The sequence below is a fragment of the Ruegeria sp. AL11 genome (assembly GCF_056540865.1).
In genome coordinates, this window is record NZ_JBQFXO010000004.1 from 149860 (window position 1) to 174455 (window position 24596).

General features: G+C 56.1%; 20 protein-coding genes and 1 pseudogene. 2 read left to right on the forward strand and 19 right to left on the reverse strand.

Annotated features, from left to right (window positions below; genetic code table 11):
• Nucleotides 1-425 precede the first annotated feature (425 nt).
• Complete coding sequence (locus ACR0IP_RS08190) at nucleotides 426-560, forward strand: hypothetical protein (protein WP_480524902.1); 135 nt, start codon at nucleotides 426-428, stop codon at nucleotides 558-560.
• A gap of 164 nt (nucleotides 561-724) precedes the next feature.
• Here ACR0IP_RS08190 and ACR0IP_RS08195 read toward each other — a convergent pair whose 3' ends face one another.
• From ACR0IP_RS08195 to ACR0IP_RS08265, 15 genes and pseudogenes are all read right to left on the reverse strand, one after another.
• Nucleotides 725-2908 carry an esterase-like activity of phytase family protein gene (locus ACR0IP_RS08195; RefSeq protein WP_480524903.1) on the reverse strand — a complete coding sequence of 728 codons (2184 nt, stop codon included), beginning with the start codon at nucleotides 2906-2908 and terminating at the stop codon, nucleotides 725-727.
• Between the two features lie 458 nt (nucleotides 2909-3366).
• Entirely contained in the window at nucleotides 3367-3669 is a 303-nt protein-coding gene (locus tag ACR0IP_RS08200) for a hypothetical protein (protein WP_480524905.1), read from the reverse strand.
• A gap of 4 nt (nucleotides 3670-3673) precedes the next feature.
• Nucleotides 3674-4072: pseudogene (locus tag ACR0IP_RS08205) on the reverse strand (M24 family metallopeptidase); the annotation flags it as partial.
• Between the two features lie 665 nt (nucleotides 4073-4737).
• Nucleotides 4738-5667, reverse strand: coding sequence for an SMP-30/gluconolactonase/LRE family protein (locus ACR0IP_RS08210; protein WP_480524907.1), 930 nt, complete (start codon nucleotides 5665-5667; stop codon nucleotides 4738-4740).
• Between the two features lie 92 nt (nucleotides 5668-5759).
• A complete protein-coding gene (locus ACR0IP_RS08215) occupies nucleotides 5760-7262 on the reverse strand; it encodes an aldehyde dehydrogenase (NADP(+)) (RefSeq protein ID WP_480524909.1) in 1503 nt (500 codons plus the stop codon).
• Nucleotide 7263: 1 nt separating this feature from the next.
• On the reverse strand, nucleotides 7264-8175 hold the full coding sequence (locus ACR0IP_RS08220) for a dihydrodipicolinate synthase family protein (RefSeq protein ID WP_480524910.1): 912 nt from the start codon (nucleotides 8173-8175) through the stop codon (nucleotides 7264-7266).
• Entirely contained in the window at nucleotides 8176-9351 is a 1176-nt protein-coding gene (locus ACR0IP_RS08225) for an L-rhamnonate dehydratase (RefSeq protein ID WP_480524912.1), read from the reverse strand. It lies immediately after the preceding gene.
• Nucleotides 9352-9361: 10 nt separating this feature from the next.
• Nucleotides 9362-10366, reverse strand: a complete 1005-nt coding sequence (locus ACR0IP_RS08230) for a 4-hydroxythreonine-4-phosphate dehydrogenase PdxA (RefSeq protein WP_480524914.1) — start codon at nucleotides 10364-10366, stop codon at nucleotides 9362-9364.
• A complete protein-coding gene (locus ACR0IP_RS08235) occupies nucleotides 10363-11313 on the reverse strand; it encodes a YncE family protein (protein ID WP_480524916.1) in 951 nt (316 codons plus the stop codon). The genes ACR0IP_RS08230 and ACR0IP_RS08235 overlap by 4 nt, the downstream gene beginning before the upstream one ends.
• 86 nt (nucleotides 11314-11399) lie before the next feature.
• Nucleotides 11400-12551 (reverse strand): substrate-binding domain-containing protein, encoded by a 1152-nt coding sequence (locus tag ACR0IP_RS08240; RefSeq protein WP_170556669.1) that lies wholly within the window; start codon nucleotides 12549-12551, stop codon nucleotides 11400-11402.
• An 84-nt stretch (nucleotides 12552-12635) separates the two neighbouring features.
• Nucleotides 12636-13763 carry an ABC transporter permease gene (locus ACR0IP_RS08245; protein WP_170644351.1) on the reverse strand — a complete coding sequence of 376 codons (1128 nt, stop codon included), beginning with the start codon at nucleotides 13761-13763 and terminating at the stop codon, nucleotides 12636-12638.
• Between the two features lie 11 nt (nucleotides 13764-13774).
• On the reverse strand, nucleotides 13775-14536 hold the full coding sequence (locus ACR0IP_RS08250) for an ATP-binding cassette domain-containing protein (protein WP_480524919.1): 762 nt from the start codon (nucleotides 14534-14536) through the stop codon (nucleotides 13775-13777).
• Between the two features lie 119 nt (nucleotides 14537-14655).
• Nucleotides 14656-15702, reverse strand: a complete 1047-nt coding sequence (locus ACR0IP_RS08255; RefSeq protein WP_480524921.1) for a substrate-binding domain-containing protein — start codon at nucleotides 15700-15702, stop codon at nucleotides 14656-14658.
• A 20-nt stretch (nucleotides 15703-15722) separates the two neighbouring features.
• The gene (locus ACR0IP_RS08260; RefSeq protein WP_170690370.1) at nucleotides 15723-16742 is read right to left on the reverse strand and encodes an ABC transporter permease; all 1020 of its coding nucleotides are present in this window, start codon (nucleotides 16740-16742) and stop codon (nucleotides 15723-15725) included.
• Nucleotides 16743-16753: 11 nt separating this feature from the next.
• On the reverse strand, nucleotides 16754-18259 hold the full coding sequence (locus tag ACR0IP_RS08265) for a sugar ABC transporter ATP-binding protein (RefSeq protein WP_170377204.1): 1506 nt from the start codon (nucleotides 18257-18259) through the stop codon (nucleotides 16754-16756).
• Between the two features lie 128 nt (nucleotides 18260-18387).
• Between ACR0IP_RS08265 and ACR0IP_RS08270 the strand changes: the two genes are divergently transcribed.
• The gene (locus tag ACR0IP_RS08270) at nucleotides 18388-19425 is read left to right on the forward strand and encodes a LacI family DNA-binding transcriptional regulator (protein WP_170377202.1); all 1038 of its coding nucleotides are present in this window, start codon (nucleotides 18388-18390) and stop codon (nucleotides 19423-19425) included.
• Nucleotides 19426-19601: 176 nt separating this feature from the next.
• Here the strand turns inward: ACR0IP_RS08270 and ACR0IP_RS08275 are convergent, their stop codons facing one another.
• The 4 genes from ACR0IP_RS08275 to ACR0IP_RS08290 all read right to left on the reverse strand — a co-directional run bounded on the left by ACR0IP_RS08275 (nucleotide 19602) and on the right by ACR0IP_RS08290 (nucleotide 24483).
• The gene (locus tag ACR0IP_RS08275) at nucleotides 19602-21038 is read right to left on the reverse strand and encodes an arylsulfatase (RefSeq protein ID WP_170690367.1); all 1437 of its coding nucleotides are present in this window, start codon (nucleotides 21036-21038) and stop codon (nucleotides 19602-19604) included.
• A gap of 298 nt (nucleotides 21039-21336) precedes the next feature.
• The gene (locus tag ACR0IP_RS08280; RefSeq protein ID WP_170473361.1) at nucleotides 21337-22353 is read right to left on the reverse strand and encodes a DUF2955 domain-containing protein; all 1017 of its coding nucleotides are present in this window, start codon (nucleotides 22351-22353) and stop codon (nucleotides 21337-21339) included.
• Nucleotides 22343-23407 carry an HlyD family secretion protein gene (locus ACR0IP_RS08285; RefSeq protein WP_170377197.1) on the reverse strand — a complete coding sequence of 355 codons (1065 nt, stop codon included), beginning with the start codon at nucleotides 23405-23407 and terminating at the stop codon, nucleotides 22343-22345. The genes ACR0IP_RS08280 and ACR0IP_RS08285 overlap by 11 nt, the downstream gene beginning before the upstream one ends.
• The gene (locus ACR0IP_RS08290; RefSeq protein WP_480524924.1) at nucleotides 23404-24483 is read right to left on the reverse strand and encodes an AI-2E family transporter; all 1080 of its coding nucleotides are present in this window, start codon (nucleotides 24481-24483) and stop codon (nucleotides 23404-23406) included. The genes ACR0IP_RS08285 and ACR0IP_RS08290 overlap by 4 nt, the downstream gene beginning before the upstream one ends.
• Nucleotides 24484-24596: the final 113 nt, after the last annotated feature.

The following is a 24596-nucleotide window of genomic DNA, read 5'->3' on the forward strand; positions in this document are numbered from 1 at the left end:
TCGGGATTGGTCAAGACTATCATTTCGATCAGGACCAACACGTGTCGTCTGTTAGTCGCTGTTTAAAGAATGCCTGTCGGTCGAATTCGCATTCGGCTCATTTGGGCAAGAAATATTTCCCCTACATGCCAGCGATCTGAAAGGCCGCCTTTCTCAAATCGGCACAGGCTGGTTGGGGTTCAAAAGGTCTGTTCAGATTCAGCGAACAGAATGGTGATACGGTCCTTCTGAGTCGAATTTTCACGACATCATTTTAGTCTTTGAGCGTTAGGGTACCGAGATGCGCTGTTGCTAACTTCGTCATACACCAAAAATTCCACAATCTTCGCCAAAATACACATGTGCGAACGACTCGGCAGACCTGAGATGACATGCTAGGTCGCCGGTTTTTCTTGCGTATGAGAGCCAAGTACAATTGATGGCCCGTGAAGGTTAACCACCACAATGCGAAGTGGTTCGGCACCGAATGGGATGGCAGGATGCGCTACCACAAGATCACCCCTGTTGGCCGCGATGATGACAGGTCGGAGTTCTTCAACTTTGTCGAGGCGTGGTGGTAACTCGAAGTAGATCCCCGAAGAAAGCGACAGACGAAAACAACTTTCCAATCAGGCTGCGTGTAAAAGTTCATTAGAAAACATACGGCCAAAGGGATCAAAACTGGCTTTGAATGCAAAAGCCCCGCGCAATCTCTGCGCGGGGCTTTTGATTTCTGATGTTTAGTCTAGTTCCCAGCCGAAACCGAGCCGATCGACCAGAACATCGTCTCGCCCGAGGCATCATCGACGCCGTCATTGTCGGTCATAACGAATGCCTCGCCCGAAGGCAGGATGGCCAGACCTTCGATCTTGTCCAGTACGTAGCCGCCGGTCGAAGTCAGGTCGGGCAGCAAGTCACGGACCTCTTCCTTACTGACCACGGGCAGCTCACCACCCAGCGGGGCCGGGGTCATTTCAGACAGCGGGATGCGGTATATTTTCTTGGTAACTGCACGGTGGTCGTGCTGGTTGTCGCGTTCGATGACATAAACATGGTCACCGAATGCGGTGATCTCCGACAGACCTACCCAACCAGTTTCCGGGTCAGCTTTGGGATAGTGCACCGCGCCCCATTCCTTGGTTTCAAGGTTATAGGCGACAAGTTTCACGTGGTTTTTGGGGTCGTCCTTCCATTCGCGCTGAACTGCCATCCACAGAGTGTCTCCAACCTTGGTAATGCCTTCGAACCCGAAGCGTTTTTCGACGGCCATCAGTTCCGGCGGCAGGCCGATCTCACCCTTGCGGTCCTTGATCTTGCCTTCGGCCAAGACATGGTAGATCGCGTGGGGGATGACACGGTCGGTTCGGCCTTCAGAGGCGACGTAGAAGCCACCTTTGCCGTCCAGCGTAATTCCTTCCAGATCCAGCTTTTGCGCCGGGTTGCCGTCCTGACGGTGGATACGAATGACGTCCATGATGCGGGCAGGTTGCTGGCTGGGATCGATCTTGAAGATCGAGGGCTGGAAGCCGTAGAAGCTGTCATTGACCGCATAGATCATGCCGTCCTCATCAGCGACCAGACCGGACAGCGCGCCCCATCCGATCAACTCATCCGCGCCGGCGGAGGTCAGATGCGGATAAGCGGCGGGTGCATCCTGATATTCAAAGATCGACACATGCGCACGCGGGCCACCATCTTCGATCAGGTCTTTTTCATTGGCCGAGACCAGCAGATTGCGCTCAGGGATAGCAACGTAGCCTTCCGGCCCCACGCCCGAGGGCAGCAGTTGTTTCAGAACCGGGTTGGCCGGATCGGTGGCGTCGTAAACACCCACGACCGAGGCGCGTTCGGCACCCACAAAGATCATCGGCGTACCACCAAAGGTCGCTGCAGTTACGCTTTCTGGTTCTACACCTTTTGCGTCTGAGCGTTTGTCGGGATAGTGCCCGATCTGGATGATGGCTTTCTCGAAATCGGTGCCGTTCTCGTAAACAACGGTGCCGTCCTTGTGGAAGATCGTCCAGCCGCGCGAGCCACCTTTGTAATCACCTTCGTTGGCGGTGGCAAAATGGTTGTCGTCGATCCACTTCACCGCATCAGGCTCGCGTAGACGGCTCTTTTGGCTTTCTGTGAAGATCAGCGCGCCGCGCTCGTCCGTGGCGTCAATACCTTCCAGATCAACCGCGCCAGCCGAGAAATGGCTGACTACGTTCCCGTCCTTGTCAACAACCGCGATGTGGTTGTTTTCCTGCAGAGTGATGACGGTTTCGCCCAGAGCGTTGATGTCCACAAACTCAGGCTCGGGGTCGGTGGGCGCGACGTCTGCCAGACCAGTCAGCGAGGCCATCTTCATGCCGCCGCAATCCAACGCACCGTCTTTCAGAGGCACCAGCGCCAGCGATCCGGCGGGCAGTTGCGGGATAACGCCGTCGTTCAGGTCTTCGTCCCGCTCGTTCTCTATCGCTACGGCTACAAAGCTGCCATCTGGGGCAACCGCGACGCTGTCGGGTTGACCACCCAGATCACAGGCGCCGGTTTCCGCCTTGCGTTCGATGTCGACCGAGATCAGTTTGCCCGACGGGGCGGTGTAGCTTTCCGAAGTGTTCACGCCCACAAAAGCCGTCCCACCAACGATCCCAACTGACGTCGGCTCGCCGCCCACTTCCATCGCGCCCAGAGGTGCCGGGTTCGCTGGGTCGGTGATGTCGACCATGCCGATTACACCCAACGGGCTATCTGTATAGACCAACGTCATCCCGTCTGCGGTCGCAGCGATGATCTCGGGTGAGGTCTCACGTTCGGTATCAGTTCCCTCGGCCATATTCTTAACGACGGGGAAAGAAGCAATTCGGTTGAAATTCATTTCTGCCGAAGCCTGGCCGGCGGTCAGGGCAAGGGCAGATGTCAGGCAGGCAAAGCGCAACGACATCAGGTGGTATCCTCTCTCACTTGGATGAGAAGGGGATGAACCCGGGTCATTGCGGTTTTGTGACGGTTTGGATTCAGTTTGGTGACAAACGCAAAAAAAAATGAAGTTCGCATCGTATTCAGTGACCAATTCGAACACCGTCAGATCAAAGGTGGTGTCGCAAATATTCAGCGTTTCTATCCGAGGCGAGATACTCGTGTTGGTCGCGTCCCGTGCTTCCACATGAGCCAACCGTGGCAAACTCGTTCAGGCGCAAACCTCCTGTCGCTGTTTCCTTATTTCCCATACGGATTTTCCCTTGGATAAGTCGCGTGGGGATGATTTGGTCAGAGCTCAAAGTCACGGATGCTGTAATCTGCACAGATTTCTGCATGATACGGGAAACAAACATGGAACTGGAGCCATACGAGCCAAAGCTGTCGTTAGAGTTTCCGAAATTCGATGTCCTCCGTAAGGAATCAACTGAAGTGCTTGAGCGTTGGGTACATTGATCGGCTTGTTGGCAGCAGGTGATTTACTTTTAATCGCGGTTTAAGCGAACTTGGTGTTTCGACGGATCCAGATACGTTGTTGACCAGATCGGCCCGCCTCTGATCAAAACGTCCGCGGGTTGTTGTTTCGAGCGCTGCGTCGGTCAGGAACAAGTCCAGAGCATAGGTCACCTTCGCACCGGGAGCCGCCCAGTCGATAACCTTGAAAAACGCCTGCGCCGGGTTTGTGGTGCAGCTGACGTCAACTCCCTCCGCTATCACTGCCTGCACGCTCTTAGATCCGCGGCTGAGGAAATGCGGGTTGAAAACTAAGGTCCATCAGGCTCTCTTTGAAGGGAAACTCCGACAGAAGTTCAACGCCGGTCTCTGTCGCCAGCACTTGTTGTTCCAGCTTAACACCCTCATGTCCCTCCTCCTCACCGATATAGCTTTCGACACAAATGGTCACGCCCGCCTCGATCACACCGTCATAGCCCGCATCGCGGGAGTCACCACGGTGGTAGAGATAGGGAAATTCGCCGGTCATCCCGCAATCATGCGACGACAGGTAGAAACGGTTGGCATAGTATTTCTCCGCAACATCCAAGGCCTGTTCAGCATAGTCTCGAAGACTCATACCCGCCCGCAGGATGGACATGTTGTGATATACCTGCCGCGGCGCGGTCTGGTAGAGCCTACGCTGCGCGCCCCGTTAAGGATTGTCGCAAACTCTGCGGTGTCGCTGTTCTGGCTCAGTCCGCTATTGAAAGCCTTCGGTCTGTCGGATCAGGCCTGTGCTGTGGATCTAGTCACGTCCGACCAGGCGAAGTCCGGCTTACTTGGTTCGCGACCTGCTGCATGAGCAAAATCCCAAAGCACGATTAATGGCCGGCATGCGCTTTTGCTTTCAGTCGGGACACACATAGAGAATGCCATGAGCGAGCCCCAAAGCTACAGATTAAACGGTTGTGAAGAATGTCAGCTTAGTTCCAGAATACGACGCGGGTTTGAGGCTTATCGCGTCTCCGTATCTTTCATCTGGAAAAGAATTGGGTGGGAGTGCGGGCGCCTGGCAGGTTGGTCAGTTCCGGCTCAATCATGCCATTCGACTGCGTGCTTGAATGCTGCAGTCTTACTCAAATTGTGGACATTCGCTAGGTTCATCTAAAAATGCCTTGCAGACCCGGGCACTACGATTTGCACGGCAGGCACAAAGAACGCTTTAAAAGCGGTTTCTTAAAAAAGTAGCAGTCCTTTCATAAGCTTGTGCTGTGACTAGTTCAAGAAACGTTCGATTGGGATTTGCGTCTACTTCTGCTGATGTCTCCCCAGCTTACAACTCTACTTTAGCAAGTAAAATCAAACCGGTGAGACACCGTTCACATTGAGATAGATCGCGTAAAGGCTGCTTGTACCCGCCGCAAAGAGCCGGTTTAATTTGGCCCCGCCAAAACAAACATTTCCTACCATCTCGGGTATGTGCACCTTGCCGATTAGATCTCCTTGCAGGTTCAGGCAATGAATACCGTCCGCGGCGGAACTCCAGATGCGGCCTTCGCGGTCTGGCCTAAAGCCATCGAACAGCCCTGCGGAACACTTCGCAAACACCTCGCCCCCCGTCAGAGTTTTTCCATCGCTAGAGACACTGAACCTGCGAATATGGGCAGGACCGTCCGGGTCATGGGTTATGCCCGTGTCGGAGATGTAGAGAGCGCTCTCGTCCGGCGAAAAGGCCAAGCCGTTGGGTTTCACGAAGTCGGTGGCGACAGCTGTCACCTCGCCTGACATCGGATCTACACGAAACACATGACACGCCCCGATCTCGCTTTCGGCGCGCTCACCTTCATAGTCCATCATGATCCCGTATGAAGGGTCTGTGAACCAAATGGAGCCATCGGATTTGACAGCAACGTCATTGGGAGAATTCAGGCGCTTTCCCTTCCATGCGTCCGCCAGAACCGTGATAGAGCCGTCATGTTCAGTCCTTGTGACACGCCGGGTCAGATGTTCGCATGACACCAACCGACCCTCGCGATCCACCGTGTTACCATTGGCATTGTTCGAGTGCTGCCGAAACACTGAGACCGAGCCATCGGTGTCATCCCAGCGCATCAAGCGGTTGTTGGGGATGTCAGACCAGACCAAATAACGCCCGGCGGCAAACCAGGCTGGCCCTTCGGACCAGCGCGCACCGGTCCACAACCTTTCGACCCGCGCGTGGCCGATGAAACAGGCTTCGAACTCTTTTTCGAGGACCTCAAATCCGGTGCCGTCCAGAACGCCGTACATCCATTTGCTCCTTTATTTGTCCTTTAGCCGCCGCCGAACCTGTGCGTTCGTGGCGTTTTGGGGTCAGGCCACAGATGGCCTGACGTGGATCCTCAGCCCTGCAGTTCATTCGGCAGCAAAGCACCAGGCATGTTCTGATAGCTGACCGGGCGCAGCCATCGCGCAATACCGAGAGTGCCGACGGAAGTCGCGCGCACGTCGGTGCTGGCCGGGTAAGGCCCGCCATGCATCATCGCCGAGCACACCTCGACACCCGTGGGAAAGCCATTGGCCAACAAACGTCCGGCTTTCTCTTCGAGAATGGGCATTAAGGTACCGGCGAAGTCATGATCTGCGTCATCCATGTGCAACGTAAGGGTCAGTTGGCCTTCCAGTCCTTCGGCAAGAGCCACCATCTGATCCGTGTCGTCGCACAGAACAATGATACCCGCTGCGCCAAACACTTCGTGCTGCAATTTGGGGTTTGCCATCCACTCTGCAGCGCTGACTTTGAACAACGCAGGCAGGGCTGCGCGTTTGCCCACGGCAGAACCGGAGGACGTGACCTCGGTCATCAGATCACGGAAGGCGCGGACGCCCTCTTCGTATGCATCGAGGATACCGTCGGTCAGCATCTTTTGTTCCGCCGTTTGGTTCAGTGCGGCCACACAGGCGGTTTCTAATGCGTCGGCATCTGGCCCATTTAACATGACCGCGACGCCGGGGTTGGTGCAGAACTGCCCGGCCCCCATGGTCAGAGACGCGGCCCAGCCCGCGCCGATCTCTGCCGCACGCTTGTCCATAGCGGCGGGCAGACAGAACATAGGGTTGACCGAGCCAAGCTCGCCGTAAAACGGGATCGGGTTCGGGCGCGCGTGACACAGATCATAAAGCGCCCTGCCCCCAGCCAGCGATCCGGTAAAGCCAACCGCGCAGATATCTGGATGCTGTACAAGGGCCGAACCGACCTCGCGCCCCGATCCCTGCACGATCTGGAACGTGCCCGTCGGCATATCGCAGACCTCAATCGCCTTGGCGATGGACTGTGCCACCAATTCGGCAGTACCCGCGTGGGCGCTGTGGCCCTTGACGATCACCGGGCATCCAGCGGCCAAAGCCGAGGCGGTATCCCCGCCCGCCGTGGAAAAGGCGAGCGGGAAGTTCGACGCGCCAAAGACGGCCACCGGGCCGATGCCTTTGTGCGTCAGGCGCAGATCAGGACGGGGGAGTGGCGTCCGATCAGGAAGTGCGCCGACTTTACGGATATCGAGATACCCGGTCTCTTCGATCAGATCGGCAAACATGCGCAACTGACCGGTGGTACGGCCACGCTCGCCCACCAGGCGCGCCTCGGGCAGTCCAGTCTCAGCCATGCCGGTCTGGGTGATCTCCTCTCCCAGAACATCCATCTGCTCAGCAATCGTGCGTAGGAACGCGGCCCGCTCGGCCCGCGATTTGCCCACATAAGCACGGAAGTCACGGCGGGCGGCGCGACAGGCCTCGTCGACCTGCGCAGCTGTCGCCTGAGCGAAGTTCTGCCCTTCCAGATCATCTGAAGCACGCAGGTTGTCTGAGCCGACCCAGTTTCCGTCGATCAGGTTTTGTCCAAGGATCATCTTATTTTCCCCACTTCAGGACCATCGGGTCCAAAGGTTTCAAAAGGTCGATCAAACGGTCGCGGATAGCCGGTTGCAGCGGATCAATCGGGTGACGGCAGAACTCAGACCGGATCACGCCGCCTTCGACCATCGCCGCCTTGCAGGATTGCCAGCCGCATTGGCGGTTTTCGTGGTTGATCACCATCGCCACGCGCCCATAGGCGGCGGTTGCCTCGTCAATGCGACCCGCGTGGTGATGGGTGATGACCGGCTTGATCTGGTCCACGATCATACCCGAGGTCATTGACCCCGTGGCACCCGCATCCAGATCGGCCAGCAAGGTGATCCCCTCTTCACCATCAAACGGCGCTTCAATCGCGTCTCCGCCTTCGGAGATCAGGGCGCGCAGCTTGTTGGCTGCTCGGGGACATTCGATCTTGAACAGCTTCACCATCTCGATCTCTTGCGCCATGCGCACCAGCAGAGGCACCGGCAGGTCGACACCCGACAACGGCGCATCCTGCACCATGATCGGAATGCCGACCTCGCCCACGGCAGCAAACTGCTCGAAGGTCTGCTGTGCATTCCCCTTCAGAAGCGCCCCGTGATAGGGCGGCATCATCATCACGATGTCCGCACCCAGATCCTTGGCAAATTGCGCCCGTTCCACCGCAATCTGAGTGGCGAAATGGCTGATCGTCACAATCATTGGAACCCGTCCCGAGACGTGCTCAAGGCTCAGTCGCGTCAAAGTCTCGCGCTCGGCATCAGAGATCAGGAACTGTTCCGAGAAATTCGCCAGAACACAGATCCCATCCGCGCCCTGATCGATCAGACAATCAAGAACGCGCTTCATCCCGTCCAGATCAAGCGTTCCGTTCTCGTTGAACGGTGTTGGCGCAACGGGCCAGATACCGGTGTAGGTCATCATCTACTCCGTAATGTCAAAATGTTTCAGATGTTTATCGGTGATTTCAATCCCCAGACCCGGCTTGTCGTCATCCAAATCCAGGAACCCATCCACGGCTTCCGGATCCCCTTCGAAGATGTAGTAGAACAGCTCATTTCCGACCTCGACGTCGAAGACGGGGAAATACTCGCTGATCATGCAATTGGCGTTTGCCATAGTCAGATGGTAATTGTGCATCTGGCCCGCATGGGGGATCACGGGCACCTGAAACGCCTCGGCGATCGCGTTGATCTTCTGCGCTGCCGTAATCCCGCCCACCCGGTTTGTGTCATATTGCAGAACCGAAACGGCCTTTTTCTCGATCAAGTCCTTGCAGCCGATGACCGAGAATTCATGCTCACCGCCCGAGATTGGCACGATATTCATCGCATTCAGTTCGCGGTAGCCTTCGACATCATCGGCGATCACCGGTTCCTCCAGCCAGCGGGGTTCATATTCGACAAGTTTGGGCAGCATCCGCTTAGTGTAATCGAGATTCCAGCCCATGTAGCATTCGAGCATGAGATCGACGTCATAACCGATGACCTCTCGCACGGCCTCGACCCGTTTGAGGTTCTCGCGCATCCCGGCCATACCATCTTTGGGGCCCCAGCCGAACCGCATCTTGTAGGCGGAATAGCCGTTCTTTTGCGCCTCTGCGGCCTCGGCCTGCATCACTTCGATGGGGCCGGAATAGAGCTTGGAGTAGTAGACGGGGATTTTCTCTTTCGTGCGACCGCCCAGCAACTTGAAAACCGGTTTGCCCGTCAGCTTGCCCATCAGGTCCCAGATCGCCAGATCGACAGCCGAGATCGCCGTCATCCCGATGCCCTTACGCCCCCAGGCATGGCTGCGACGGTACATCTTTTCCCACAGATAGGCATAGTCGAACGGGTCTTCGCCGATCACCAGCGGAGCAAACCATTCGTCAATGGCAGCCTTGACCACCGAAGGAGCCAATGCCGCGTTGCCGATGCCGATGGTGCCGTCTTCGGTCTCGACCTCGCAGGTTAGCCATTGATGGAACCGGAAAGACGACATCGCATCGCCTTTTTCGTAAAGCACGTCTGAGGCGTTGGTGCAGAAATTGCCCGTCGGCGGCACGGTTGGTCCAGTCCAGTTCCAGACGCGCGTGCGCACGGATTTGATTTTGGTCATCTTGGTCTCCTCAGTCCGCGCTGCGTTCGGCGCGATGCGTTTTCGCCATGCGCACCAGCAGATCGAATGCCTGCCGTATTGCGCCCGGATTGGCCTTGTTCTGCCCGGCGATATCAAAGGCCGTGCCATGCGCGGGGGTTGCGACCGGGATGGGCAAGCCGCCGGCCACGGTCACGCCGCGCTCAAAGCCCATCAGCTTGATCGCGATCTGGCCCTGGTCGTGATACATGGTCACTACCGCATCGACCTCGCCGCGCTGCGCCTTAAGGAAGACCGTGTCCGAGGGCCACGGGCCGGTCACATTCAACTGTTTCTGCTGCGCCTTGCGCACGGCGGGCTCCAGAATGTCGATCTCTTCCCGGCCGAATTTTCCGTTGTCGCCTGCATGCGGATTCAAGGCCGCTACAGCGATATTGGGACGCGCGTTGCCCGCTTTGCGCAGCGTGTCATTGGCCAGGTTAACCGCCTTCAGGATCCCGTCTTCGGTGATATTGGCCGCCACATCCTTCAACCCGATATGTGAGGTCACGCGGGTCGTCATCAGCTCATCCAGAACGTTGAGTTCCGAGTGATAACCGGTATGCCCCATGTAGCGCGCCATATAGCGATGCTCATCCTCGGCATTCAGCCCGGCTGCGGTCATTGCGGCCTTGTTGAACGGGCCGAACAGGATGCCGTCCACCTGCCCCGCCATCGCCAGATCCATCGCTTTGTCGAGACAGCGTAGAGATGTGGTGCCACCCTCGACGGTGACCTCGGCGATCTTCACGTCCTCGGGCGCGATGGTGTCGAGCTCAAGATGAGTCAGCCCGGGTTGATCTGCCACCTCGGTCACTGTGTTCAGCGGCACGTCCAGTTCAGCCTGTTCCGCGCCGCGCTGCCAGAGGTGGCTGTCGCCCACCAGCACTATATTTGCGGCCTCCTGCACGCCCTCCTGATGAAGCAGTTTGGCGATCAGTTCCGGGCCGATGCCCGAAGGGTCGCCGGGCACAATAGCGATACGAGGCTTGGTCATGCCGCGTTCTCCCAGTGTTTCGAAAATCCGTTAGGCAGGATGACCATCACGTCCGGTTCCTTGCCCGTGTCAAAGGTCTGCACCACCTCGAACGTATCAAGGTTGAACCGCTGCACCTGTTCGCAATCGATAGCGATATAGGCAAAGGCAGCCTCATCATCGATGCACAGTGCCAGCGGGTTCGCGGGCGTTTTCTGTTCGTGCAGCATCTCGCCCGTGGCTTCATCGAATACCGAGAACGACCCCCCGAAATGGTTCATCGTCACCAACCGGTTGCGTTTCTCGTCGTAGTAGATGCGGCAGGGATCATCTGGCGTTGGAAAGGTGCGCTCGATCTCAAGCGTATCGGTGTTGACCACGGCGACGGTGTTGGAGATACGCTGAGAGGTATAGAGCGTCTGTGCCTGTTCACGCAGACAGCGCCCTTCAGGTTTCTTTCCGGTTTTGATCGGGATCGGCGAAACCGACGCATCATAGGGATTGAACACGGTCACATTGCCTGAGGTCAGGTTCATTGAGTACGCTGTTCGCCCGTCTCTGGTCAGCGCAAACAGATGGCACTTGGTGCCGCCGGTTGGCGTGATGTGATCCCAGCCTTGATCGAAGGCACGGGGGTTTTCCTTGACCAGCAGATGGCCTGTCCATTCGGACAGCACGTAGAGACGCCCTCGCCCGTCTAGCCCAATCCCGTGCGGGCGGGCATGCTCACCCAGATCGTAGCTGTGCACGATTTCCTGTTTGCGGATGTCGATCACGATCACGGACCGGCCATTGGTGCCTTCGATACCGGAATTCTGCACGCCGTAATGACCGACATAGGCATAGTGAAACTCGTCATCGACCACGAACTCATGAGGGAAATGCGGCAGATCCAACCGCCCCTGCCGGGCACCGGTTTCGATGTCATACCAGCTTACGCAATGGCTGCATTTTTCAATCAACATCATGGATTGCGCCATTCGGGCTCTCTCCGTCTTTGGTTACTTCAGGTGCCTGTGGCCGGTCCCGCTAGGGCCAGCCACAAGCGGGTTTGTCAGCGCTCCAATGCGCCCACGCCCGAGAAGCGGAACGCTTCCTGTTCCAGCGCATCGATCTCTTCAGCGCTCATTTGGTCATGCGCAACGGTGATCCGGCCCAAGAACACAAAGGGCAGTTCGTCCTGCCGGCCCTCCATATGCGCCTTGATTGCTTCGGCTGTCGCCGCGCCCACATCGTCACCCATGCGCATGGGCGTTGCGTCCAGCTCGCCCCGGCGAATGGCGTCCAGCTCAAGCCCGGTGCCGCCCCAACCGGTCGAGAACACGTCTTTCTCTTTCCCGACCGCAAGCTGAGCCTCGACCGATCCCATGGCCATCGCGGTGTTGGCGTTGTGGATGATCGTGGCTTCGGGATAGGCTTGCAGGATCAAGCTGGTGCCCTCAAAGCCGCCTTCTCGCTGGTACTCACCGTAATGTTCATAGACCGTGGTCCAGTTGCCTTTCTCTTCGACACAGGCCTTGAAATCACCCGAACGCTGGTCGTCGGTGATGCCCGGAATTCCGCGGTTCATCGCCATCGTGACGTCACTGCCCAGCCGTTCCAGCATATAGTCGCACATGGTCAGAGCACCGGCGGCAGAGCTGAAGTCGAACCACGCATCAGGCTGATTTGTCAGCTCTTTTGGCGGCGTGTGGAAGGCCCAGACGAAGGTCGCAAACCCGTCATTTCCGGCCATCTTGTCGATATTGTCAGCCTGAATAGCCAGTTCCGACGGGCCGAAGATCACGAAGTCATACAAGTCCGCATCTTGAACCACCTGATTGGCATAGGTCGATTGCAGGCTGTGTTCGATCTGACGACTGGCGAATTCGGTGGTTTCATATTCGATGCCCAACTCGTCAAGACGTTTAGTCATCGCCAGATAGTTGCGCGCCCAGAAGTCCGACGTATCCGCGGATGGATATATCAGAGCGATTTGCAAAGGTGCATCCTGAGTGCCCTCGTACTTTACCGCTTCGGCCCCTGTCATCGCCTGCAAGGCTTCCAACTTCCCGTCGGCATTTACCTCGCCCGGAACCCAGTAGTCCCGATCTTCGATACCCGGCAGTTCCTTAAGCGGTAGCTTTCCGTGCCCATCAGCAAAGGCTGCAGTGGCACAAAGGCAAAATGCGCTTGTCGTCAGTAGTGCTTTGTTCAATTGTTTCACGGTGAGTCCTCCCTTTCGCGAACATTGTGGGGCCTTGCAGGTGCGCCAGGACTCCTACCTCCGGGCGCACCACTTTTGTTTGCCTTAGCCGCTTGGCGTAGGCTCAGTTGCCAGTCCTGCCCCAAGGGCAAGCAACAGGATCAATGCGCCGATAAGAGCGGCCGAGAAGCGGATGAGTTTTTGCGCCTCTTTGCTGCGCAAACCCGCCAGTAGGCCATGTGCCCCGTCCCGATCTTTCTTTTGCATCCAGGTGTAGAGCGCGACCGAGCTGACGATCACCACGCCCGAGGCGACGGATTGCCAGAAGAACTCGATCCGCAGAGTCACCAGTGCGTTGATCATCATCGACAGCAGCAACACACCTGCCAGAGAGCCCAGCATTGAAGCGCGCCCACCGAACAGGGACGTGCCGCCCACGACAACCGCCGCAATCACATGCAGGTTGAAATACGGGGCCGAGGTCGCCTGGATAGCATTCAGCTTTCCGGTCAGCATGACACCAGCCATTGCCGCAGCGGCACCCATCAGCACATAGGCATAGATCTTGTGCCGATCGACGGCCACACCGGTCATTTCACTGGCTTCCGGGTTTGAGCCTATAGCAATCGTGTAGCGCCCGAAATAGGTGCGGGTCAGCACGACATAGCCAATGGCCATTGTGATCAAGCCCAGCACCACAGGCACCGGAATAAAGCCCGGAATCTGGCCACGTCCGATTTCGGTGATCAAGTCGGGGAACCGCGCGAGTACCAGACCTTTTGCAATCACCAGCGCCAGGCCGCGATAGACAAGATCCATCGCCAGCGTTCCGATCAGGTCCGGAACTTTGAAGCGGGTAATTACCAGACCGTTGATCAATCCCATGATCGCACCCAGCACAATCGCCAGAGGTACGGCTACCCAGGCCGGGAACCCATATTGCTTCACCAGAAAGGCCATGAGAATGGCCGACAGCGCTGCAATCGAGCCGATCGACAGGTCAATCCCGCGCTGGGTGATGACAAAGGTCATCGCCATCGCCATCGGCATATACAGCGCCGCATCCAGCAGGATCAGATTGAGGTTAGTCAGGCGGAAATACCGGGCCGGTTCCGCAATCCCCATGAAGATGAGAATGGCCAGGATCATCACCATCGGCCCGATAAAGGCCAGATAAGGCTCCAATCGGTCCATGATGGTTCTTTGTTCAGTGTTTGTCATCGCCGCGGACATATCGTTCTCCTTCACGCAGCTGCATCCTGGGCACCGACAATCAGGCCCAGAACATCTTGAACGGAACTCTCCGCCGTTTTGACAACGCCAACGGCGCGGCCCCGGCGTTGCACGTGAACGCGGTCGGCCACTTCGAACACGTCATCCAGCGAGTGCGAGATCAGGATCACGGCAAGGCCCTGTTCACGCAGCGTCTTGATAAGCTTGAGTGTTCTTGCGGTTTCCTGCGGCCCAAGTGCGGCAGTCGGTTCGTCCATCACCAACAGGCGCAGGTCTTCGTGATAGACCGCGCGTGAAATTGCGACCGCCTGACGTTGGCCACCCGACAGGCTTTCCGTCATCACATCCATCGACCGCAGCCGCACACCAAGACGTTCTTCCAGAACCCGAGCGGCTTCGGTCTTCATCCGCTTATTGTCGAGAAACGGAATGCCGAACACGTTTTTGGTCAGCTCATTGCCCAGAAACATATTGGCCGCAGGGGAAAGGTGATCGGCCAGCGCGAGGGTCTGGTAAACCGCATCAATCCCGTTTGCGATTGCGTCAGAGTGGCTGGTCATCTCCAACGGTTTTCCATCCATCAGGATATGGCCTTCGGTGGGCTGATAGACTCCGGTCAAGATCTTGATCAGGGTGGACTTGCCCGCCCCATTGTCCCCGACGATGGCGAGCACTTCGCCCGCATAGGCCGTCAGATCGACATCCTGCAGGGCGGTCACCCCGCCAAAGCGTTTGGTTATTCCCAGCATTTGAACCAATGGCTGTTCGCTCATGGTTTCCTCCTTTGCGCAAAGCTCCGCCATGGCGGTCGAAAGACCGCTGAGTTGGCTTTGCGCTGTGTCATCTTTTCGAGCGGGGCCCTTGCCAATTTAGGCAAAGACCACCGGATCGGTTATTTGCCCCAGATCTTTGCGTAGGCTTCGCGATAGGGGCTGTCAGGGTCGAACTGATTGCTGTCGCCCAGTTTGGCCAGACCTTCCTCGGTCACCAGTGCGGGCGACGTGACATAGCCCGAGCACGCCTCGCCCTGAATGGCGCGGTTCAACTCGTCCACCAGTTGCCAACCTTGCAGGTTCAGTGGTTCGGCCACAGTGATTTTCTGGTAGTTGCCGCTGCGGATACGCTGAAACGCAGCCTCCGAGCCATCACCAGCCGAGCCCGCTTGGGGCCCGTCATCGGACGAGATACCCGCCGCCGCCAATGCAGGTCCCATGAAGTCAAAATACAGATCGTTGATCGCAAGCGCGTGGGTCCACTGGTCGCCGTACTTCTGCAGCAGGCTCGTGGTCAAAGGTCCCATTCGGGCCGAGGTATCGGCGATGGGCGTGTCGACATATTCCAACACTGTACCGCCCGCAGCTTCGATGGTTTCCTTGATGCGGTCAGCCTTGTCGATGGCGATCTGATAAGTCGAGTCAGTGAAGATGATCGCCCCCACCCCGTCGCCGCCGTCTTCCATGGCCCATTCGGCAGCCACTTCGGACACGGTCATCGCGTCTGTCGAGACATTGGCAAAGATGCCTCCGGGCGCGTCACATCCGATCTTGGGGCCGGAATGCCAAGCAACCATTGGAATGCCCGCTCCGACAACACCCTCTAGTGCTGCCTGTTGTTCAACTGCGTCAAAGCCATTGATGATGATCCCGTCGGGTTGCAGCGCAAGCGCCTGGCCGATGGCTCCAGTTCGGCCCTGAATGGACCCCGCCCCGTCCAGCACGCGCAAGTCCCAGCCAATGGTGCCAACTGCTTCTTCGACGCCATTGGTCACCCCAAGAATGCCACCATTTTTCAGATCGCCAGCAACGACGACAATTGATTTGCCCTCGGCGGCTTTGGGTCCGCTGGTGGGGCCGTCAAACGCTGTCTCGGCGGTCACCGGAAACCCCAAACCTGTGAGCAGCGCGGCAGCGGATACCGCCATGAAAGTCCGTTTCAGCATAATCTCCTCCCTTATGCTGTTTACTTTTTGGCGCCTTTGCGACGCTGAGCGTAACCGGCGATACCGATTGCGATCAGAAGCGTGACACCGTTGAACATCGGCTCGACCCAGAAGGATCCACCGAATTGCTGAATGCCCGAGATACCAACAGCCAGGATCGCGACACCCACGACTGTTCCCCAAACATTCACGCGTCCCGGCTTGATGGTGGTGGACCCAAGAAAGGCCCCGACCAAAGCAGGTAACAGGAATTCAAGACCGACCGAGGCTTGCCCGATCCGCAATTTCGACGCCAGCAACACCCCGGCAAAGGCGGTGATCAGGCCTGATGACATGAAAGCGCCTATAACGAATTTCCGGGTCGGAATACCGTTCAACTGCGCAGCACGCTGATTGGCGCCGATCGCGTAGAGGTACCGACCGATTGGCGTGTATTCCAGGATCAGCCACATCGCGACAGTGATCGCCAAAACGTAGAAGCCAGTGATAGGTAGACCGAATACAAAGGTGCCGTTGATGGCATAGAAACTGTCAGGCAACGCGCCGACCATCTGACGTCCGCCTGTGTGCCACAGCGCCAGCGCATACAGGACCGTGCCTGTGCCAAGCGTGGCAATAAAGCTGTCGATCTTGGCGACCTCGACCAGCAGACCGTTCAGGAAACCAGTCAGCAGGCCCAGCAACAGAACAATCGCCACCGCAATCGGCCACGGAATGCCGTACAAGGTCTGTAGAGAGATCGCCAGGATATGCCATAGCACAATACCATACCCGACCGTGAGGTCGATACGGCCTGCCGCCATCGGTATCATCGCACCCAATGAGAGAAGCGCAATGATCGCCTTGTCCGAGATAATCGCCCGTAGGTTCAGAAGCGTTGGGAAGGTGTTTGGCAGGAGAATCGAAAATAGGATGATCAGAAAACCTGTCAGCAGAACCAACCCGTAAACCGGCAAGAACCTGAGCATTCGCGTTTTTAACGAGGCGTCTTTCAACTCGGCTTTGGTCGGTTCCAGCGCATTGGATTCAAGCGATTGCATAGTCGTATTCCTTAACTTGCCACGGCGTTCGAGGCCGAGGCAGCCTGTATCAGGTTTTCAGTGGTCAGTTCGGTACCGGTCAATTCGCGCACGATCTGACCCTGGCTGAAGACAATGGCGCGGTGGCAGATGGCAGCGACTTCCTCGAAGTCGGTTGAAACGACGATGATGCCAACGCCCTCCTCCATCGCACGATTCAACAGCGCGTAGATTTCCGCTTTGGCCCCTACATCGACACCCGCGGTCGGGTCTTCGCAGATCAAAAGCTTGCGTTTTGTTTCAAGCCAGCGCCCGATGACAACTTTTTGTTGGTTCCCGCCCGACAGGCTCTCAATCGTCATGCTTTGATCATTGGGAGACAAGGCCACATCGGCACCGATCCGCGCGGCGCTCTCTGTCTCGGCCCGGTGGCCCATGAACGATAGCAAGGACCGCCCGATGGCTGCCGGATTCAGGAAGGTGTTCTCGCGGATGGTCAGCGACATGGCGACCGATTCCTCGGTCCTGTCCCGTGCCACCAAACCAATCCCAGAGGCCATCGCAGTCTGCGGAGAGCTCAGGTCAGGCGTTTCACCATGCAGGGTTATCTGGCCACTAAAACCTTCCGACCCGAACAGCGCGCGCGATACATTCTCGTGCCCTGCCCCGCGCAGCCCGACAAGCCCAACGATTTCATTTGTCTGTAACTGGAAACTGACGTTGTGCGCCGCTTCCATGTTCAGGCCAGACACTTCAAGCAGCGTCGCACCCGGAGGCGTATCTGGTTTCATCACCTGCCGAGTCTTGCGACCGACGATCATGTAAACCAGTTCTTCGGGAGTAGTATGGTCGATGCTGCGCAGACCGACCATCTCGCCGTCTCGTAGAACGGCAACCCGATCAGCAATCTGAAATATCTCGTCCAGCCGATGCGACACGTAAATCATGCCGACGCCTTGTTCCTTCAAGGGGCGCAACGCTTCGAACAGCCGTTCAACCTCATCCGCTGGTAGCGATGCGGTTGGTTCATCCAACACCAGATAGTCACAATCCACGGCCAAAGCACGGGCAATCGCGACAAGAGACTTCTCGGTCCGCGACAAGTCCTGTACCCGCGTGGTTGGGTCGAATTCACAGCCCACTTTGTCCAACGCGTCCTGTGCAAAGCTCTCCACCGATTTCCAATTGATCAGACCGCTTTTGCGGGAGTAGCCCAGAGCGAGCGCGATATTCTCGGCTACGGTCATCCATTCGATCATGCCCAGATCCTGGTGGATAAATGCAACTGACTGGCGCTCACCAAACCCACCTGGGCGATGTTCGTAGGGCTCACCGTTGATCAGAACCCGCCCTTCATCCGCCTTGTGAATGCCGCCAAGGATTTTGATGAGGGTCGATTTGCCCGCGCCGTTTTCGCCCAGCAAAGCGACAATTTCACCGCGCTCAACGTTTAGCGAAACATCCCGCAACGCATAGGTGCCTCCAAAATGCTTCTTTATCCCGTCAAAGAACAGATTGTTTTGCGCAGTGCCGGGCACAGGCCGCCTCCTCCTAGACTTAGGTAACCCCAATGCTCCTCAACATCGTATTGAGTTACCCGTAACGTTACGCTAGCATTCGCACAGACCCGGCCATTGTCAATAAAAAAGAGTTACCCGTAACGTAAATGAGCAGTGACACTGATAAATCAAGTAAAAACAACAAAGTAAGCCTTGCTGAAGTAGCGAAGGCTGCGGGAGTGTCGAAGATGACAGCAAGCCGGGTTCTGCGTGACGAAGGTGGGTTTTCGGAAAAAACGCGCGACAAGGTCATGGCCGAAGTGGACAGATTGGGCTACCTGCCGAATCGCTTGGCGACCGTTTTCGCGGGTGACAAGAAGTCCACTTTTGTCGGGGTCAGCATCCCCGAATTGGGCAACGAAATCTTCGCGCAGGTTCTGGAGGGCATCGACCGCAAACTCGGCGCTTTCGGGCACCAAACTGTGCTTGGCCTAACCGAGCATGAAATCGACCATGAGGAAAAATGGATCGAGACCGTTCTGTCCTGGCAACCCGCCGGGCTTATCATCACCGGTCGCTCGCACAGCCAAAAAGCGATTCAAATGCTACGCGGCGCGGGTATCCCGTTGGTCGAAATCTGGGATTTCAATTCAAGCCCGTTGGACATGTGCGTGGGGCTCAACCACTTTGACAGCGGCTACAGTATGGGTCGTTATCTGGCTGGAATGGAGTATCAAAAATTCGGCTATGTCGGCACTTCACATGACGTCGCAAATGCCGCAACCGCGCGTCTGAACGGCTTTTCCAAAGCCATCGAAGATGCAAACGGACGGTTGGAAAAACAATTGCTGTTGAAGGACACACCGGGTTTTTACACCGGGTTCTACGGCACCGAGCAACTGCTTGCCTCCCACCGCGATATCGAAGTTGTTTTCTACCAGAATGACAACATGGCGATTGGCGGGCTTCACTATGCTCAAAAAATCGGATTGAGCGTCCCGAACGATATTGGAATTGCCGGATGGGGCGACTTGCCGATTTCAGCGATTCAACCCTATCGTTTGACGTCGATTGCTGTACCCCATCTTAAGATTGGACAGATCGCAGCCGAGATGGTTCTGGCCCAAATCAATGGAGAGCCAACGAAGTCCACCAAGGACGTCGGATTTCGGCTTATTCCTGGGAGTACGGTAGGAAAAACCTGACCGAATGGGTAAGTTGGGAATAGCCGTTAAGGCGGTGCAAGAAATGTGGCCTGACTTTCCCGGCCCATTACTACCGTTCGCGAGTACGCCGGGATGCGGCCCCTCGAACTAGCCATTCGCTACAAGCGCAAAGCTGCGTCACTTTCAGAGGTCGGCAGAGCGGACAAAGCCGCCCTTCAGTCAGTGGGTGGTTCGTAGGGATCCGGCGTTCCTGGGGGGATCGGAGGAAACTCCTCGAATGTAGCAATGTGCTCCTGCAACTGCGGCAGCGCCTTTTCGGCCGCCCATGTGTGCGGGAAGAGTACGCTTTCGCGCTCATGCGGATCGTTCAGAAGGTTGTAGACCCTTGGTGTGTCGAAAGACTCCGTCGCGCCAAAGGCGGTTGTGTTCTCTTTGAACAGAACTTTCCAGTCCTTCCATTTTACACCGAATATCTGTTCTCCCATGTAGACGATCACGCCTTCTCGATTCGATCTCGGCTGGACGCCCAGAAAGAACTGGGACTGGTCGATGCCATCAAATGCCCGGTCGTCCGGCACTTTGCCGCCTGCGAATGCCGCAAGTGTTGGAAAAAGGTCCATCGAGTGGACAACGTCATTGCTTTCTGAACCAGCGGGGATCTTCCCCGGCCACTTGATGGCGAAGGGCACGCGCATGCTTCCTTCGAGGCTGGTGAACAGAGTGCCGCGCCATGGCCCCGCAGTACCATGTACCGCAGGAACCGGCGAGACATTGGCGTTTCCAACCGGAAGAGCTTCGGGGCCGTTGTCTGCAGTAAATATCACCACGGTGTCGTTGGATACGCCTGCCGCCTCGATCGCATCTACGATACGTCCGATATAACTATCTGTTTGAAGTAGAATGTCGGCCCAGACGCCGTTTCTAGTGACACCATCAAACTCCTTCGACGCGATATTTGGATAGTGGGTCTGCGTGTAAGCAAGATAGATGAAGAATGGCGCGTCTTCGGCACTCTTAGCTTCGATAAAATCGATGGCTTTCTTAGTCAGGTCGCCATCTATCTCGCCGCGGTAGTCCAAGTCATAGTCCCGCGCAACGGTCGCCGGTTCGCCCGCAATACCCTGCATCACAACAGGCTCTTCCATGTTGGCTTCAGCAAATCCCGGAAGCGTGCGCCAGACTGTAACGTCCGTGGTTTCAACACCGTAAAATTCGTCGAATCCTTGATTCGTTGGATAGCGCCCTTCGGTCCATCCAAGGTGCCATTTTCCGTACATGGCCGTGTTGTATCCTGCTTCCCTGAGCATTTCGGCCATCGTGATTTCCCACTGGGTCAGACCGTAAACGCCGCCTCCCAGTGGGACTGTATGGTTTCCGCTCCGAATGCCATATCGTCCTGTCATGGTCGCTGCGCGGGACGGCGTGCACTGACTCTCGACGTTGAAGTTCGTAAGCCTTAAGCCCTCAGCGGCCAGTGCATCCATTTCCGGAGTGGCGGTGCCGCGAATTATTCCTCCACCATTGAACCCTGGCTCACCCCACCCAAAGTTATCGAGAAAAATAAAGACTATATTGGGCTTGTCCTGAGCTGAGGCGACAGTGCCAATTAGAAGAGAAAGCAACAGTAGGAATGTTCGCGAAAACCGCTTCATGATGACGCTCCCTATAGATATCATTCGTTCGAGACTGGCGAAGTTGGATGCCTGCGGGCGAAAATGACCGTCTTCTAAGGGCTCGCTTAGAACTTTGGCAGCACCTTGAACGAACGGCAACTTTCAGGTCCAGAGTAGCCAGCAAGCGAAGCGGTCCGGTGGCAATTCGTAAAAAGCGGAAAGTAAACTTCCCGATTTTGGATGCATCCTTGAAGTGTGCATTCTGTGTCATGATACGCGACTTAGAACAGCAAAACTTTCAAACCTTCTGTGGAGTGAATTGTCTAACGGTTCCACCTTAGGCTTCTGATGCAGGCTGTCGTTTCTTTTCAGGCCAGAATTCGTCAACCACGACATAGGCAACAATTACGAAGATCGCAGCGCTGGCGACTTGCAGAACTCGCGTAATACTCTTTACGTCAGCTTCGTCGGAAAAGGGCGCAATTGACCCACCGTAGACGATCAAAGCAGTCGTAATTGCAGAGCCAGCGGCGGCGGCGAGCGGGGCTTGTGATTTTCCAAGTGCTCCGAGGGTCAGACAAAAGAAAAAACACAGCAGAATAGAGGTGAGAATGACCGGGGCTATTACGTTTACTTCGTAACAAATGATGGAGACTGCCGCCCCAAGAAGGTTAGCCGTCAGCATTGCTTTCGCTACGGTTTTGCCCGCCGCAGGCATCGCCGCGAGTTGCTGGCTCAGCAGCGCGACAAAAAACAGAACCAGTAGTGCAGATGCACCTGAAACAAAGAACGCCATAGCAAACGGAACTGTGACAAGTGACATCCTGACGATGCGGCGATGTGGGTCAAAGTCTGACGACGTTGCTGCTTTCTTCTGAGCGGCCGTCGGAGGTTCAGCGGGAATTAGCACAAACATCAGCGTTGAAACAAAGCCCGCAAAAAACAAATTCAGCGGTATCCAGTACACGAGCACCAAGGCCAAATCCTGCGATTGCAGAACCAAGTTCGGGATCATCAACGCCCCCATGAGAGCGATAACACCCGGCAATACTCCGGCACCAGAAACCGACCAAACGAAAGACAGGATTATTCCAATCGCCACGAGGATGAGAAACACAACAGGATATGGTGAGAAAATTGAGGACAGCAGGAACGAAATGAACATCAATCCAATTGAGAAGACAAACAGCTTGCCAAATGCCGCCAAAGGCAATGCGGCAGGCGCTTGCAGAAACAGTGCAGTGAATACCGCCCCGACGACTGCGAGTGGCCAACCAAGAAACAAGCCCAACGAAAAGACACCGGTCACACCCAGCGCAAGCCGGGCGACAGAGCGCTGGTCCTCAGTACGCATAGGACAGAATTGAAACCACGCGGATATAGGTACGGCCGACGAGGTTCAGCAACGAGTTGTCACTTAGATACATAATCACATCGGCCTGCCCGTTCAGCTGAAAGCGAAGGTCATCTTCAGCACTTCCAGCTTCATAACCGGGTAAGACGATCCTGACCGGGAACCTTTCAGGCTCTCGCAAGAACCCCTTGGTACTTGGTGCGCTTGCCAATTGCCCGGGTTCATCACCACCACTCAAAGACACAGCGGCACTGAAGCTCTCAATGACGCCAGGGACAATCTTACCGGGATGCATATCCAATACCACATCAACCGGAGACCCTATCGACGCTCTTCCCAGGTTGTTCTCAGTAAAATACGCCTCGATCCAGACGTCTGTTGCATCCAGAAACGTCAATAGATCTTGCCCGGATCGGGCATAGGTACCGGGGGCTATCAGCAAGTTTGAGATGACACCAGTCGCCGGAGCACGCAGTTCAGTCCATTCAAGGTTCAGTTCCGCATCCGCCAAAGCAGCCAACGCGCGCTGGATCTTCGGGTTTTCAACCCCGTCGTCACCGAGCCTCTGCTTTGCTTTTTCCAGATCCGCTTTTGCGTTCTCAAAGTTTGCCTCAGATTCCGCCAGTTGCCCTCGCGCATCATCAGCCTTTGAGACGGCAATCAGTCCTTTCTTTTCGAGCGCAAATACGCGCTCTGTCTGAAGGCGCATCGTGTCGAGATCACTCTGCGCCCTCGCCAATTTCGCCTGCGCAGCGCTTACTTCGGCTGACGAGGCTCCAACCTCTTGAGTGGCTGCCTCGAGATCGGCTTGCGCTTTGTCACGATCAATTTCGTACGGTCTGGCATCAATCCGAACTAAAACATCCCCTGCCGAGACCACCTGACCGTTTTGAACAAGAACCTCGGTCACCGTCCCAGTGACCTGCGGAACGATCTGGGTCGCCACGGCCTTTACTCTGGCATTTCCTGTGAACGGTGTCTTTCTGTCAGCGACCAGATACCAAACGAGAAAAATGAGAATGACGGCTAATGTCGACCAGATCGTCTTTCTCATTCTGCAGCTCCTTCAGCGGCGTCTTCGCTACCCGGTGGTGCGTCAATCCAAACTTTGAACAACTCATAGAAGACCGCAAACAACACGGGTCCCATGAAAATGCCGATCAAGCCGTAGGCCATCATACCCCCCAGAACCCCGATGAGGATCACAAGCATTGGCGTTTCAAGGCCTTTTGAGATGAAGACGGGGCGTAGGAAGCTGTCCATTATGGTCACGGGAATGGCCAAGATGGTGAATATCAAAGCCGCACCTCCGGACATGGAGCTCCATGCATAGATGATCACTGGTATGAGCACCAAACCGGGTCCAATCTGGATGATCGAAAGGATCAGGCAGACAAACGCCAGCGTCGCGGCCGAGCCAATCCCAAACAGAACCAGCAATATCCACACGACGACGGCCTGAATGGCGGCAACGCCAATTACACCCTTTGTTACATTTCGGATTGTTGCGCCTGCCAACGTAACGAATTCACCACCACGCGGTGCAAATACACGGTTGGCAAAGCGCTGAAGGCCCTGAACCATACTTGGCCCGGGACTGAACAGAGCCCCCATTATCAATACCGACAGGGCGAGGCCAAGAAGCCCAATTCCGATACCCAACACTTTTCCAAAAAGGGACTTCGTGATCTCAAGAATTTGAGCGCCGTATTTTGCAAGCGCACCATCCAGATTCCGCTCGAACATACCCCAAACATCAGCAATTTTTCCGCCGACCAGCGGTAGTTCCTTGATACCTTCTGGCGCAGGGGGGATTTTCAATTCACCTTTGTCGGCCTGTTCCGCAAAATCGGACCCTAATTCCGCAGCACCGGAAACCGCAGTTGCGACTGGCCCCAGGGTCAGAACAAGGCCCAACAAAACCAAAATCGTCGCTGCAAGCTTCTTTCGCCCTCCCAATTTGGATTGCAGCCAATCAAACACCGGATAGAGCGCCACGCAAAGGATCGTTGCCCAGATGACCACGCTTGCGAGCGGGGCCACCATGACCAATGCGCTATAGAGAAATAGTCCGAGAAACAGCAGTCGTATCGCTAGATCGACAATCTTCGCGTCCTGAGTTTTTTCCATTCCATCCCCCTGGGTTTGTTTTCTGAATATTATACTCAAAAAACGTTATATGTATATTTTTTTGAGATTGGGGTGATGACCTATCGATTTGAAGACAAAAGTGAATCCGCAAC